Below are 13,773 nucleotides of genomic sequence, written 5' to 3'. Positions count from 1 at the left end.
TCGCCGAAGCTTCAGGTCGCGATCGGTCCCTCGACCACTGGCTCCGGTCCGCCCTTCCAGGACAATCGCCAGACATCACCCTGGCGGACGGACTGGACGGCGGCGGGCCGCAGGATGGCCAAGCAGGTGCCACCTGGGTGGCGGACCGAGGGATAGATGATGCCGTTCAGGCCCGCGCGTCTCGCCTCCAGTGCCAGCCGATTGCCTTGCGAATATCCGATAGACTTGTCCGGTGACAGAGCCGGATGCGCTGTTTGATCCCGCAGATCCAGAAACTCTCCCGATACGCTGCAATACATTTCCGCGTAGTCGGCGACCGCTTCGAAGACGCCGGTGCGGGCGAGGAATTCGGTCATGTGAAAGCTGATTTCCGCAAAGCAGGTCTTTACCTCCAGCGCCGCATACCAGGCACCGCGCAGCTCGCCATTGAAGCGGTTCGGCTCGCGCGGCTTGGCATAGGCGAAGCTGGCATTGATAAAATGTGCATGCGGTACGTCATAGACGAGCTCGCGGGCATCAAGACCGGAAATCCCCCGCGTCTCAGCCTGCAGGCGATGCGATGTGGCGGCCTCGATCTCGGCCAGTTGCTGCAGCTCGTCCGTCGTATCGACGAGAGGTTCGAGCACGGGGGCCCGCAGTCTGGCCGTGGAGACCAGCCGGACCGTCCGGGAAAATGCGAGCATCGACACCGGGACGCCGGCGAGTTCCACTCAGTTTCCCCCACGCACCGCGTCGAGATAGCGGCGAACCTCGAGCATGTGGGGAATGCCGCCTTCGATCATGGCAGCGATCGGGCTACGACGATCAAAAAGGGGGCCGGTGTTTTCGAGGCTCGGCCAGCGGTCGGCCATGGCGTCGACGAAGAGCAGATGCAGCGCCTTGTAGATGCCCGTGAGAACGGAGATCCTGGTCATCTGGTCCTGGCTGAGGGTCTTCGACACCGTCTCCGGCTTCAGCCGTTCCCAGGTGCTAAGCGACACTCCGAGAAGGGCTGCGGCCTGCTGGCTGGTCAGGTCCCACTGCGTCATGAGGCGGCGGAAGGCTTTCAGCGCGGTCGCTGAAAGGCGCTTGCGGTCGGCTTCGACCGAAAATCCCTGGGAGACCGGGACCGGGGTGGGAGAGGCTTCGAGCGAGTTCAGCACATGCGTCCTCCTTCAAATGACAATATCAATCTATGTCATCTGAAGGATTCTACAAGACGCTGTCCGCTTCAGCCTCTTCAAAAGATGACGCGGGTGCTGGCGCTCAGCCAGTAGCTTCCCTCCTCCTGGCTGGAGGCATTGAACATGACCTGGCTTTCCAGCGTGCCGGACTTTGCCTCGAAACCGATGCCGCCGCGCAGCCAGTTCTGCTCGATGGGCGCACCAGGAAGATCAAAGCTCGAAAAGCCGATGATTTCGCCCGAGGTGTCGGGAGCCTGGTCCTCAAAACGGTGGGCGACTTCGGCGCGGCCGATGAGGGCGATGGTCGATGTCAGATCATATCGGCCGTCGAGGCCGAGACGAAGGGTATTGGACGAGCCCTTGACCTCGTCGAAGCTGGCGGGAAAGCCACCGCCGGTCTCACTATAGCCGTCGACCCGGGTGGTCAGATGGGTGAAGCTGGCATAGGGCGAGAAGGCAGTGTCCTGGACCTGGAAAGCGTTGAGCCAATCGAGCCGGGCGCGGAAGCCGAGCGTGCGGGTGTCGCTCTCGCCCTCCGAAGCATCATTGCCCAGGCCATTCTGATAGGCACGGCGCATCGACTGGTTGCCGAAGCTGGCATAGCCGGTGAGCGTGGCATAGACGTCGGGCGCGATCGCCATGGTGGCCTCCGGCAGGATATAGCTGCCGCTGACGCGGCTGTAACCGTCGAGGTCGAGATCGGCCTTCGAATAGGAGGTGCCTATCCCGAGCCTGAGGGTAAGGTCGTCGGTCGGAGCATAGGCAAAGCCGATTTCGCCGGTGCCGGTCGGCCCGGTGCCGAAATCATTCTTCACCGCGCCGATGTCTCCGGTCGCCCAGAGGGCGTGCTGGCCAGCCGAGAGGCGATGGAACATCGGCGACGAATTGGCGCCGTTCATCGCGAGATCGGCGATCTGCTGGGGCACGAGCACGTGGCGCGGAAGACCGTTGAAGCTCTGCATATAGTCTTCGACGGCGATGATACCGGCGCCAGGGCCGTTGGGATCGGTGGAGGCGCCACGGGCGACATAGGCCTTGCCGTCGCGCAGCGTACCGACAATGATGGTGCCATCGGCAGAGACTGCCGTGGCGTCGTTCGTCACATCGGTCGTCAGGGTGACACCGCTTTGCCGCAGCCACTCGTCGACGGAGATCATGCCGGTCGCTTCCGTCCAGCGGAAGCCGTTGTAGACGCCGAGGCCCTGGCCCGCCTGACCAACGACCACTGTGCCGTCGTCGCTCACGCCATAGGCGGTGGATTCTCCTCCGCCGAGTGATCCGAGATTGACCATGACATTGGTCGAGGCAGCCCAGAGGAAGGCGCGGTAGACACCGCCTGCTTCGGACCCGCCGACGATAACAGAGCCATCGGCATTGGCTGCATGGGCCGCAGAGCTGCCGCCGCCGGGCAGGATGCCGATCGCGGTTGCCGGGCCCGCGTCGACCCAGTAGGCCGCCGTCGACACCCCTGCGGCCGTATCGGCATGACCGACGATCACATGGCCATCGCGGCTGATGCCATTACCGATCGAACTGCTGCCGCCAAGCGTGCCGAGTTCCTGCATGCTGCCGGAGAGCGCGACTGGATCATAGGTCCAGCGGAAGGCCCGAACGCCATTCGTCGAATTCCCCCATCCCGCGACAGTGTTTCCATCTCCGCTGATTGCCGTGGCGCGGGAGACCGTCCCGCCCGGCAGGAAGCCGAGAAGATCGATGTCACCCGTGGTGATCGACGCGCGAAAAGCCTCTGTCGGGTTTCCGCCAAACAGGTTGCCGACATACATCGTGCCGTCGGCATTGATGCCGGCGACATACATGGATGCCCATCCAATCGGCGCGCCGAGGGCGGAAGTACCATCCTCAGCAGACCAGCTGAAGCCGCTCGTGACGGCCCCGTTGGGATCTCCCATGGGATCCGGCGTCGTGATTATACCGACGATGACGCTGCCATCGGCGCTGATCGCCGTACTGCGCGACGTGGTGCCCGCAAGATCGGCGACGGCTTCCCAGCCGAAGTCCGCGGCGAGCGCGGCTTGTGAAAAGGCCGAGGCCGAGCTGAGCAGCAGCGCGGAGGAGATGAGTCGTGCAGGAGAAAAATGCCGCATGAAACCGTCTTTCGCAAAATTCGTCGGGTCGCCGCACGACGCGCGTCGGCGGTGGTTATGCGAAAGAACTGTGTGAGTTGCGACTAATGCACAACTCCAAAGGTTGCAGGCAATTTTTTGACGGCGGCGAAAGTTGGATCGGTCGCCGGCGCTTCAACCCACCTTGCGCGCCATGCCCACGGACCGCGGCGCCGTCTCGTCGAAGCCGAACTGGGCGTAGAGGCGATTGGCCGGCACGTCGGCGATCAGGCTGACATAGGCTGACTTCGGCAGGGTGGCGATGAAATCGGACAGTGCGGCCATGATCCATTTGGCAAGCCCCCTGCCCTGATGCTCCGGCAAGATGGCAATGTCGGTGACCTGAAAAAAGCAGCCGCCATCGCCGATGATGCGGCCCATGCCGACCGTTTCATTCCCATACATCAGGCTGACGCCGAAGATCGAATTGGGCAGGCCTTTTTCAGCCGCTTCCCTTGAAAAGGGGGTGAGGCCGGCTTCCAGGCGCAAGCGCATGTAGTCGTCGGTGGAGGGCACGCGGGCTTCGATGCGGTAGGCGCTATTGTCGATCATGCAAAATCTTTCCTGGTGAAAGTGTCTTGAATCAGCCGAGCCAACCGGCCTGGAGGCGGACGCTTTCCATTCCGGCGAAACGGGCGATGCGCTGCAATTCGGCCTGCAGCTTCTCCAGCCGGCCGGCGCTCGGTTTCACGCCCGGTTCCAGCCAGAGGCGGCGGACATCCAGTATACCCGCCTTGCGCTCCGCCTTCATATCGATGCGGCCGATCAGGCGGTCGCCCTCCAGCAGCGGGAAGACGTAGTAGCCGTATTGTCGCTTAGGCTCCGGCACGAAGACCTCAATCCGATAGAAGAAACCGAAGAGACGTTCGGTGCGGTTGCGGTCGCGGATCAGCGGATCGAAGGGTGACAAAACGCGGATGCGGGCGGGTGGCTCGGGGGCTTCCAAGAGAGAGGCCACCTGATCGGCAAAGGCGAAGGAGGCGCGCGGCTTGCCGTCAACCGTTTCCAGCAACACCTCCTCCAACTCGTCGCGATGGGCCGTGATCCACGCCTTGGCCTCATCCGGCGTGATGATGTCGAAGAAGGCGGCAATCTCGCCTGATGTGGCAAAGCCGAGGCGGGTGAGTGCGGCCCGGCAGGCCCAGTCGACGAAGGTTTCGTGATCGACCTCTCGAGCGTGATGTTCCTGTGGGATGACGCGCTCGGACAGGTCGTAGACCTTTTGGAACCCCTCGCGGCGGGCAATCGACAGCTTGCCGGTGTGCCAGAGGAATTCGAGCGCCGTTTTCGACGGATGCCAGTTCCACCAGCCGCCGGACTTGTGATCTTCGGCCTTCACATCACGGGCCATCACAGGGCCGTGGTCACGGATGCGGACATAGGTTTCCTCGAAGGCCTTGTCGAAGCCCTCCCCCTGCCACTTCGCCCAGTTTTCCATGATCTTCGCCTCGCGGCGGACGAAGCGGTGTTTCCAGTAGGGAAAAAATTCCGAGGGGATCACCGAGGCATCATGCGTCCAATGCTCAAACAGGGACCGATCCTTCTCCGTCAGATGCGTCAGATCAGCCTGTCTGTAAGTCTGATTGCGCGAAAACAGGATCTGGTGATGCGCTCGCTCAACCCATTGGATGCTGTCGACCTGGACAAAGCCGAGATCGTGGATCAGCTCGTAAAGCCCTTGACGGGACAGCGCCTTCGTCGGCGAGCGCGACAGGCCCTGCCGTTCGAGGAAGATCTTTCGCGCCAGCGGATTGGGGATCTGAATCGTCATGCCTGGAGGCTAGGACATGTTCGTGGTTTGTTCAATGGGTACTGGCGATATGGGTCTTGCCGGTCTGATCCATCCTACCCCCCTCTGAGGCTGGCTCCTCTGTCTATGACAGTCTATAGAGACCGGATCAGTTCGGAGACCATCCATCTTGCATATCCGTTTCCAACAGGCCGACCTTCGGTATGGCGACCGCACAGCCTTGAAGCCGTTGACGCTTGAGCTTCACGAGGCTCGCGTCGGCGTGATCGGGCTCAACGGCTCGGGCAAGACGAGTTTCGCCCGGCTGATTGCGGGACTGGCCAAGCCTTCCTCCGGCGCGGTGACGCTGGATGGGCTCGACACGGTGAACGACGAAAAGGCGGCGCGGGCGAAGACCGGGTTCATCTTCCAGAACCCGGGCAATCAGATCATCCTGCCTCTCATCCGCGAGGATGTAGGGCTCGGGCCGAAATCGCGGGGGTTGGCGGGTCCGGATGTCGACCGGCAGGTCGAGGACACACTCGCCCGGTTCGGCATCAGCGATCTTGCGGAGCGGCGGCCGCATGAACTCTCCGGCGGCGAGTTGCAACTGGCGGCACTCGCCGCCGTCTGCATCAATCGACCCGATGTCGTGATCTTCGACGAGCCGACCAACCAGCTCGACCTCAGGAACCGCGCCCGGGTGAAGGCGGCGATCGAGGGGCTTGCCGAACAGGCTGTGGTCATCAGCCACGATCTCGACCTGATCGCGGACTATTCAAGAGTGCTGGTCTTCCATGAGGGCGCGCTTGTCTTCGATGGGAGCGGAGACGCGGCCACTGCCCGCTACCGGGAGATCGCCGGATGCTGACAAGCCTGCATGTGGAGGGCACGAGCCTGCTGCATCGCCTTCCGGTGAAACCGAAGCTTCTGGGACTGATGATCTTCGGGCTGGGGCTCTATTTCGTGAGTGCCCCACTCGTGCTCGGCGCGGCGCTGGCCCTCACCGCCCTCCTCTATGTCTCCACCGGCATCGGGCTGTGGGACGGCTTGAAGCGGCTGAGGCCGGTGTTGCTCACCATCGCGTTTCTTGCGGCCGTCAACCTTCTCCTGCTTTCGCCGGTCGAAGCGCTTGTGACGACGCTCCGGCTGCTTGCGATCCTCTTCCTCGCAGCCGCCGTCACGGCCTGCACGACCATCGCCGACTTCATGGGCGCCATCACCGATCTGGCACGGCCGCTGGAGCGGATGGGGCTCTTGAAGGCGGCCGATCTCGGTCTTGCACTTGGTCTCGTCTTGCGTTTCGTGCCCGAAATCGCCGCCCGATACGAGGCGCTGAAGGAGGCGCATGCGGCACGTGGTGTTCCGGTCAGGCTGCCGCGCATGCTCGGGCCGCTGATCATTTCGACGTTGAAGGATGCCGACCGCATTGCCGAGGCGATTGACGCCCGGGGAATTAGAGGTCACTAAACCCTTCGAAATCGACAGGGGATCCTTTTATGACCACCAGAGACATCGTCCTTTCCGCCCTCTTCACTGCCATCATCATCGTGCTCGGCTTCATTCCGCCCGTGCCGGTCCCGCTCATTCCGGTTCCGATCACAGCACAATCCATGGGCGTGATGCTCGCAGGCTGCATCATTGGTGCCAAGCGGGGCGCTGCGGCTTATGCGTTGCTCGTCGTGCTCGTCGCGGTCGGACTTCCGGTTCTGTCTGGTGGCCGTGGTGGCCTCAACGTGCTGATGGGGCCGACGGGCGGCTATATCTTCGGCTGGATCATCGGCGCTTTCGTGACCGGCATGCTGGCTGAGAAGCTGGTTCGCGAGGGACAATCGGCAGCCAAGCAGATGACCGGCTTCTTCATCGCCTCGATCGTCGGCGGCATCGGCGTCGTCTATCTCTGCGGCATGCCGTGGCTGTCCGTCGTTGCCGGTACACCCTTCGACAAGGTCGCACTCGGCTCGCTTGCCTTCATCCCGGGTGATCTGGTCAAGGCCGCCATCGCAACGCTCGCGGCCCGCGCGGTCATCGTCGGCTATCCGCTGCTGCCGGCGCGGGCGTAACGAGAAAACACAGAGGCCGCCCCTCGGGGCGGTTCTCACCGCAAATAACGGTAGAGCCAATCGCGCACGTCTTCCGGAAGGGCCGCAGGTTCGCCGGTGTCCCGGTCGCGGGCGGTCCAGGTGACGTCGATTTCGGCGACCGTCTGGCCGTCTCGCTCCATCTCCACCTCGAAGCCGACCGACTTGCCACCGATCTTGTCGACACGCACGGTCATACGGACCTGATCTTCGACACGCAGCGGCAGATGCAGCCGAACCTCCAGCTTCGTCGGACTATAGCGAGGCTCGTCCTCGAGCGGCGGGCGGTAGCGCCAGAAATGGCGAAGCGCCTCTTCGGCATGGGTGACATAGGCGCCGGCCTGCATCTCCCCCGTCGGCGCGATGTCCCGATAGGGCACCACCAGTTCGCTCACCTCGATCCGCTCGATTTCATCCATTCCCGCAGCCGTCCCCTCCACACCTCCCGATATCTAACGGCATCAGCCCGGCGATAACAAGCACTTGGCAAAAAAGGTGCGGCATCGGCGCGTCATCTAAGATGGGTATAAGCGGAACGACCGGTGGAAGACGGCGCGGCGGCGCACTATCTTCCGGTCTCACCCAGGAAGGACGCCCATGGCCACCCGTCTTTACGAGAACCCGATCTTCCTCGAGCACAACACGCCACCGGGGCATCCCGAACGTGCCGACCGGCTGCGTTCGCTCAACATCGCGCTCGAGCATCCGAATTTCGCGCGACTGGAGCGGATCCAGGCGGTTCAGGCGAATGAAGACGCAGTGACGCTGGCCCATCCGGAAGAGCATCTCTTCGCCGTGATGCGGGAGATCCCCGAAGAAGAGGATCGCATCAACCAGATCGAGGCCGATACCTACGCCTCGCAGAAGAGCCTGCAGGTCGCGCTGACCGCGATCGGAGGGGCGCTGGCGGCGGTCGACGACGTGATGACCGGCAAGGCGGACAATGCCTTTGTCGCCGGACGCCCGCCGGGGCATCATGCCGAGAAATCCAAGGCCATGGGCTTTTGCCTGTTCAACACCATCGCCATTGCCGCGCGCCACGCGCAGAAGGCCTACGGCGTCGAGCGGGTCGCGATCGTCGATTGGGACGTGCATCACGGTAACGGCACGCAGGACATCTTCTGGGACGATCCGTCGGTGTTGTTCTGCTCGACGCACCAGATGCCGCTTTATCCCGGAACCGGCGCCAAGGAGGAGACGGGCAAACACCGCAACATCGTCAATGCGCCGCTCTCGCCCAATGTCGGCTCCGATCATTTTCGCGAGGCGTTCAAGAGCCGGGTGCTGCCGGCACTTCACGACTTCTCGCCCGACCTGATCCTGATCTCGGCCGGCTTCGACGCGCATCACCGCGATCCCCTGGCACAGATCAATCTCGTCGGCGAGGATTTCGACTGGGCGACGGGGCGACTGCTGGAAGTCGCCGACCGCTTCGCCAAGAACCGGGTCGTCAGTCTGCTCGAAGGCGGGTATGATCTCGAAGGGCTCGCCGAATCGGCCGGCCTGCACATCGCAAGACTGATGAAGGGTTGAGTATGTCCGACGCCGCCGTTTCCGCCGATCTTTCCGGCCTCTCGTTCGAAAAGGCCGTGGCCGAACTCGAAAGCATCGTCGCCCGGCTCGAGCGCGGCGATGTGGCGCTCGACGAATCCATCGCGATCTATGAGCGCGGCGAACTTCTGAAGAAACATTGCGAGACGCTGCTTTCGGCAGCTGAAAACCGCATCGAGAAGATCCGGCTGGATCGTGCCGGCAAGCCTGTTGGGACGGAGCCGCTCGACGGGGCTTGAGCGGCAGACGGGGCCATATCAACAAACAGTCCGCACCCTTCCAGGGCCCCTATTATTGATCTTTTGTCAACGCCACAGGCTGTGAGGCTCTCTATGCGGGGCCGAGTTGGCTGATGCATATAAGACCGAGTGGGTTGAACCGGCGGTTGCTCGCAGGTTTCAGCCTGACCTGTTCCGGTCGGATCGGCAAAACCGCCCGTGAGAACGGTGTTAGCGCGAAGCTCAGGATACAGTTTTGATTGTGAAGACTTGAGACAGGGCCAAGGACCCTGTCTCGGCCCCGGATCAACCGCCTTCAACAGCAGGCTGCGAGGGATTCGTGCAAAATCTGAACGCAGCGTCTAGCCTGTCGACGAAATTGCCGGCTGGCCTCCGGCCTCACGCCACCTTACAGTTTTTGCATTGATCACGCGGAGACCGCCCATGTCCTTCTTTCCCGGAATTGATCCCGTCCCTGGCGACGGCTTTGCCTGCGATGCGATCGAGCATCTGATCATTCCCCGCTCCAGCGATATCGGCGGCTTTTCGGTGCGCCGGGCTCTGCCTTCGGTGAAGAGGCGGCTGGTCGGGCCATTCATCTTCTTCGACCGCATGGGGCCGGCGGTGCTGAAGGCCGACGAAGCGATGGATGTGCGGCCACATCCGCATATCGGGCTCTCCACCGTCACCTACCTGTTCGACGGCGAGATCAAGCATCGCGACAGCCTCGGCACCGAACTGGTGATCGCGCCCGGCGACATCAACCTGATGACAGCAGGGCGTGGCATCGTGCATTCCGAGCGCACGCCGGAAAACCTGCGCGGGCATCCGCTCGCCATGTCCGGCCTGCAGACCTGGATCGCGCTTCCCGATCAGATGGAGGAGATTGATCCGGCCTTTGCGCATACCGCCAAGGCGGCGCTGCCGACTTTTGCCGATCGCGGCGCCTCCGGCCGTGTGGTGATCGGTGCGCTCGATGGCTTGCGCTCACCGGTGAAGACGTTTTCGGAGACGCTTTATGTGGACTTGAGCCTTGAGGCGGGTGCGAAGTTTCCCTTCGACGCGACGCAGGAAGAACGGGCGCTCTACATCCTCTCCGGCGAGATCGAGATTGCCGGTGACCGTTTCGGGCCGGACCAGTTGCTTGTTTTCCGGCCGGGCGACGCGATCACCCTGATCGGCGGTGCTGCCGGTTGTCACGCGATGCTGTTCGGCGGGGCTGCAATGGGATCGCAGAAACACATCTGGTGGAACTTCGTTTCTTCGTCAAAGGAACGCATCGAACAGGCCAAGGAAGAGTGGCGGACCGGCCGTTTCGACATCGTTCCGGGGGACGAAGAGGAATTCGTGCCTTTGCCGGAAGGGCGATGATGTCTATATAGTTGTCCAGTGCCGACTATTTGCCCCGACCGGTTTGGGATGTTATCGCGCACCAAGAACGAGTTTAAGAAGGCATGCGCCCCGTGACATCCCTGCCCGATACGCCGCTTCTCGACAAGGTCCACTACCCCGCGGATCTGAAGGTGATTGAAGACCGAGAGCTGCCACAGCTGGCGCGCGAAGTGCGCGACGAGATGATCGACGCTGTGTCGAAGACCGGTGGACATCTGGGCGCAGGGCTCGGGGTGGTGGAGCTGACGATTGCCATCCACAAGGTTTTCAACACACCGCATGACCGGCTGATCTTCGATGTCGGTCACCAGTGTTATCCGCACAAGATCCTGACCGGCCGGCGCGACCGTATTCGAACGCTGCGCCAGGAAGACGGTCTTTCCGGCTTCACCAAGCGCACTGAAAGCGAATACGATCCTTTCGGTGCGGCCCATTCGTCCACCTCGATTTCAGCCGGCCTCGGCATGGCGGTGGCGGCCGAGCTGTCGAAGACCGACCGCAATGTGATCGCCGTTATCGGTGATGGCGCAATGTCGGCTGGCATGGCCTATGAAGCGCTGAACAATGCCGGCGCGCTCGATGCGCGTCTGATCGTCATTCTCAACGACAACGACATGTCGATCGCGCCGCCGACGGGGGCGATGAGTGCTTATCTCGCCCGTCTTGCTTCCGGCCGTACTTACATGGGCTTTCGCGATTTCGGCAAGAAATTGACCGCCTATCTCGGCAAAACCGTCGACCGGGCGATCACGCGGGCCGTCGAGCATGCGCGCGGTTATGTGACCGGCGGCACGATGTTCGAGGAGCTCGGCTTCTACCACATCGGCCCGATCGACGGGCATTCCTTCGAGCATCTTCTGCCGGTGCTGCGCAATGTTCGCGACAATGCCAAGGGTCCCGTCCTGATCCATGTGGTGACGCAGAAGGGCAAGGGCTATCCGCCGGCGGAGGCTGCGGCCGACAAATATCACGGCGTCAACAAGTTCGACGTCATCACCGGCACCCAGGCCAAGGCCAAACCGAATGCCCCTGCTTATACAGCCGTCTTTGCCGATGCGCTCGTGGAAGAAGCGCGTCACGACGAGAAGATCGTCGGTATTACCGCCGCCATGCCGAACGGCACAGGTCTCGACAAGCTGCAGACGCTCTTTCCCGAACGCACCTTCGACGTCGGGATTGCAGAGCAGCATGCGGTGACCTTTGCGGCCGGCCTTGCAGCCGAAGGCTTCAAGCCGTTCTGCGCGCTCTACTCAACCTTCCTGCAGCGCGGCTACGACCAGGTCGTGCACGACGTGGCGATCCAAGGCCTGCCGGTGCGTTTCCCGATCGACCGCGCCGGTTTCGTCGGCGCCGATGGGCCGACGCATGCAGGCTCCTTCGACACCGGATTTCTGGCATCGCTTCCCGGCTTCGTTGTCATGGCGGCGGCCGACGAAGCGGAACTGAAGCACATGGTGCGCACCGCCGCGGCCTACGACGACGGTCCGATCTCCTTCCGCTATCCGCGCGGCGAAGGTGTGGGCGTTCCCATGCCCGAGCGCGGCGAGATCCTTCAGATCGGCAAGGGCCGCATCGTCAAGCAGGGCTCGAAGGTGGCGCTTTTGTCTTTCGGCACGCGGCTAGCCGACTGTCTGTTGGCGGCCGAAGACCTCGACGCTGCCGGTCTCTCGACGACCGTCGCCGACGCCCGCTTTGCCAAGCCGCTCGACCACGACCTGATCCGCCAACTCGCCCGCCACCATCAGGTGGTGATCACCGTCGAAGAAGGCGCCGTCGGCGGCTTCGGCAGCCATGTCATGCATTTCCTGGTCAACGAGGGCCTGCTCGACAACGGGTTGAAGGTCCGCTCGCTCGTATTGCCCGATGTCTGGATGGACCAGGCCAAGCCCGAGGTGATGTATGCCAAGGCAGGCCTCGATGCTGCGGGTATTCTGAAGACGGTGTTCGCTGCGCTGGGGCAGGATGTGCCAGCCGTGATTGCTGCGGGTTGAGACGGTAAGGTTGATCTTTATCGCTGCCTGCGAGACAATCTCTTATGCGCAACAGAGACCTGCCGGACCGCAGCACAAGCAACGGCGAGCCGAACATCAGCAGTGAGCGTGTCACTGTGCTCAAGCCCGAGGACTATGCGGTCTTCCTTGCCGCAATGGACAATCCGTCAGCAACGACAATGGCATTGCGAGAGGCGCTTGCTCGGCACCGGGAGCGGGTTATTGCAGATCACCAAAGCTCAGAGGCAGACGTTCAAAGCCCCTCTCTGGACTTCCCCCGATCCCGCCGCTAGACCGGAGCGTCAATCGGCGCGCGCTGAAACGCGTCTCGGAGGCCCCATGCATACCGCAGGCACCACGGATATCGCACCCGACGTCGCGCCTGATTGGGCGGCGATCGCGGTTGTCATTCTCGGTGTCACCGCCTTTGCCGTCGGTCAGGGGCTGACCTATCCGCTGATCTCGCTGATCCTCGAAAGCCGGGGGGTCTCCTCCAGCATGGCGGGCCTGAACGCCTCGGTCTTTGCGCTGGGTCTCGCCTCCTCGACGCTTCTGATCGGCAGACTGACGCAGGTGGTCCGCGGCGACAGGCTGATCGTCGCATCGCTTTGCGGCGTCTCGGTTTGTCTTGCGACCTTCTCCACTTTCGACAGCCTCGCCGTCTGGTTCGTCGCCCGCTTCCTGCTCGGCTTCTGCACCAGCATCATCTACACGGTCTCCGAAGCCTGGCTGAACACCGCTTGTCCGGACCGCCTGCGCGGCCGCGTCTCCGGCGCCTATAGTGCCGGCATGTGCGCGGGCTTTGCCGCCGGGCCGCTCGCCATTCCGCTTGTCGGCATCGAGGACGGTTTCGCCTTCGCGCTCACGGCCGCCTATGTCGCGCTCGTTGCCTTCGCCTCCGTTATGCTCGGTCGCTACGCCAAGACCAAGCCGGAAGCCTCGGAAACCGGCGGGCTCCTGACCTTCGTCAAGCTCGCGCCGGTGCTGACGCTGATGGTCGTCGCCTTCGGTTTTTCGGATATTGCGGCGATCTCGATGATCCCGCTCTATTTCGTCGAGCGCGGCTACAGCCAGAATTTCGCGGCCTTCGTCGTCACCATGGTGGCTCTGCCGACGGCACTCGCCCAGCCCTTCGTCGGCTGGCTGCTCGACCGGCTGTCGCGGCCGGTCATCGCCGTCTCCGGTTCGCTGGTCACGGCGGTGGCCTTCCTCGTCCTGCCGCTGATGACATCGCAGGCGGCGCTCCTTATCACCATCTCGATCCTCGGTGCGGCCAGCTTCTCGCTGTACACCGCAGCACTGACCCTGCTCGGCGAACGCTTCCGTGGCGGCCTGCTGGTCTCGGGTGCTGCCGTTTTCGCGCTGGCTTACGCGATCGGCAGTGCCGCGGGCTCCGGCAGCACGGGCCTCACCATGGATCTCGTCTCGGTCGATGCCGGGCCTGTCTTCGTCGGTCTTTTGATGCTGGGCTTCACCGGCTTCTTCGCCGTCAACCTGATGCGCCTGCGCGCCGCGAAGCGCTGAG

Annotated in this window: 15 protein-coding genes; 9 read left to right on the top strand and 6 right to left on the bottom strand. The window is 62.9% G+C overall.

Annotated features, from left to right (window positions below; translation table 11 throughout):
* Positions 1–11: 11 nt before the first annotated feature.
* From FJQ55_RS04715 to FJQ55_RS04695, 5 genes are all read right to left on the bottom strand, one after another.
* Positions 12–710, bottom strand: coding sequence for an RES family NAD+ phosphorylase (locus FJQ55_RS04715; RefSeq protein WP_140826532.1), 699 nt, complete (start codon positions 708–710; stop codon positions 12–14).
* Entirely contained in the window at positions 711–1,142 is a 432-nt protein-coding gene (locus FJQ55_RS04710; RefSeq protein WP_140826531.1) for an antitoxin Xre-like helix-turn-helix domain-containing protein, read from the bottom strand.
* A 77-nt stretch (positions 1,143–1,219) separates the two neighbouring features.
* A complete protein-coding gene (locus FJQ55_RS04705) occupies positions 1,220–3,268 on the bottom strand; it encodes an autotransporter domain-containing protein (protein ID WP_140826530.1) in 2,049 nt (682 codons plus the stop codon).
* A 153-nt stretch (positions 3,269–3,421) separates the two neighbouring features.
* Positions 3,422–3,838: a GNAT family N-acetyltransferase gene (locus FJQ55_RS04700; RefSeq protein WP_140826529.1), complete on the bottom strand. Its 417-nt coding sequence runs from the start codon at positions 3,836–3,838 to the stop codon at positions 3,422–3,424.
* A 31-nt stretch (positions 3,839–3,869) separates the two neighbouring features.
* Entirely contained in the window at positions 3,870–5,057 is a 1,188-nt protein-coding gene (locus FJQ55_RS04695; RefSeq protein ID WP_140826528.1) for a winged helix-turn-helix domain-containing protein, read from the bottom strand.
* A gap of 148 nt (positions 5,058–5,205) precedes the next feature.
* On the opposite strand from FJQ55_RS04695, the gene FJQ55_RS04690 reads away from it, so the two are divergent.
* Genes FJQ55_RS04690 through FJQ55_RS04680 form a run of 3 tightly spaced genes read left to right on the top strand, consistent with a single transcriptional unit; the run spans position 5,206 to position 7,078 of the window.
* Positions 5,206–5,886: an energy-coupling factor ABC transporter ATP-binding protein gene (locus tag FJQ55_RS04690; protein ID WP_140826527.1), complete on the top strand. Its 681-nt coding sequence runs from the start codon at positions 5,206–5,208 to the stop codon at positions 5,884–5,886.
* The gene (locus tag FJQ55_RS04685) at positions 5,880–6,485 is read left to right on the top strand and encodes an energy-coupling factor transporter transmembrane component T family protein (protein WP_140826526.1); all 606 of its coding nucleotides are present in this window, start codon (positions 5,880–5,882) and stop codon (positions 6,483–6,485) included. Before FJQ55_RS04690 ends, FJQ55_RS04685 begins: the two co-directional genes overlap by 7 nt.
* A gap of 29 nt (positions 6,486–6,514) precedes the next feature.
* Positions 6,515–7,078 carry a biotin transporter BioY gene (locus tag FJQ55_RS04680; RefSeq protein ID WP_140826525.1) on the top strand — a complete coding sequence of 188 codons (564 nt, stop codon included), beginning with the start codon at positions 6,515–6,517 and terminating at the stop codon, positions 7,076–7,078.
* A gap of 35 nt (positions 7,079–7,113) precedes the next feature.
* On the opposite strand, the gene FJQ55_RS04675 is transcribed toward FJQ55_RS04680, so the two are convergent.
* Positions 7,114–7,515 (bottom strand): acyl-CoA thioesterase, encoded by a 402-nt coding sequence (locus FJQ55_RS04675; protein ID WP_140826524.1) that lies wholly within the window; start codon positions 7,513–7,515, stop codon positions 7,114–7,116.
* A gap of 178 nt (positions 7,516–7,693) precedes the next feature.
* Here FJQ55_RS04675 and FJQ55_RS04670 point away from each other — a divergent pair, with 178 nt between their 5' ends.
* The 6 genes from FJQ55_RS04670 to FJQ55_RS04645 all read left to right on the top strand — a co-directional run bounded on the left by FJQ55_RS04670 (position 7,694) and on the right by FJQ55_RS04645 (position 13,772).
* Positions 7,694–8,629 (top strand): histone deacetylase family protein, encoded by a 936-nt coding sequence (locus tag FJQ55_RS04670; protein ID WP_140826523.1) that lies wholly within the window; start codon positions 7,694–7,696, stop codon positions 8,627–8,629.
* A gap of 2 nt (positions 8,630–8,631) precedes the next feature.
* Positions 8,632–8,886 (top strand): exodeoxyribonuclease VII small subunit, encoded by a 255-nt coding sequence (locus FJQ55_RS04665; RefSeq protein WP_140826522.1) that lies wholly within the window; start codon positions 8,632–8,634, stop codon positions 8,884–8,886.
* A gap of 423 nt (positions 8,887–9,309) precedes the next feature.
* On the top strand, positions 9,310–10,236 hold the full coding sequence (locus FJQ55_RS04660) for a pirin family protein (protein ID WP_140826521.1): 927 nt from the start codon (positions 9,310–9,312) through the stop codon (positions 10,234–10,236).
* 92 nt (positions 10,237–10,328) lie between these two features.
* Entirely contained in the window at positions 10,329–12,248 is a 1,920-nt protein-coding gene (dxs, locus tag FJQ55_RS04655; protein WP_140826520.1) for a 1-deoxy-D-xylulose-5-phosphate synthase, read from the top strand.
* A 44-nt stretch (positions 12,249–12,292) separates the two neighbouring features.
* The gene (locus FJQ55_RS23940) at positions 12,293–12,541 is read left to right on the top strand and encodes a type II toxin -antitoxin system TacA 1-like antitoxin (RefSeq protein ID WP_140826519.1); all 249 of its coding nucleotides are present in this window, start codon (positions 12,293–12,295) and stop codon (positions 12,539–12,541) included.
* Positions 12,542–12,587: 46 nt separating this feature from the next.
* Positions 12,588–13,772, top strand: a complete 1,185-nt coding sequence (locus FJQ55_RS04645) for an MFS transporter (RefSeq protein WP_140826518.1) — start codon at positions 12,588–12,590, stop codon at positions 13,770–13,772.
* Position 13,773: the final 1 nt, after the last annotated feature.

The sequence above is a fragment of the Rhizobium glycinendophyticum genome (genome assembly GCF_006443685.1).
GTDB lineage: Bacteria > Pseudomonadota > Alphaproteobacteria > Rhizobiales > Rhizobiaceae > Allorhizobium > Allorhizobium glycinendophyticum.
Note: the sequence above shows the minus strand (reverse complement) of the source record. Positions and strands in the feature narration are given on the sequence as shown.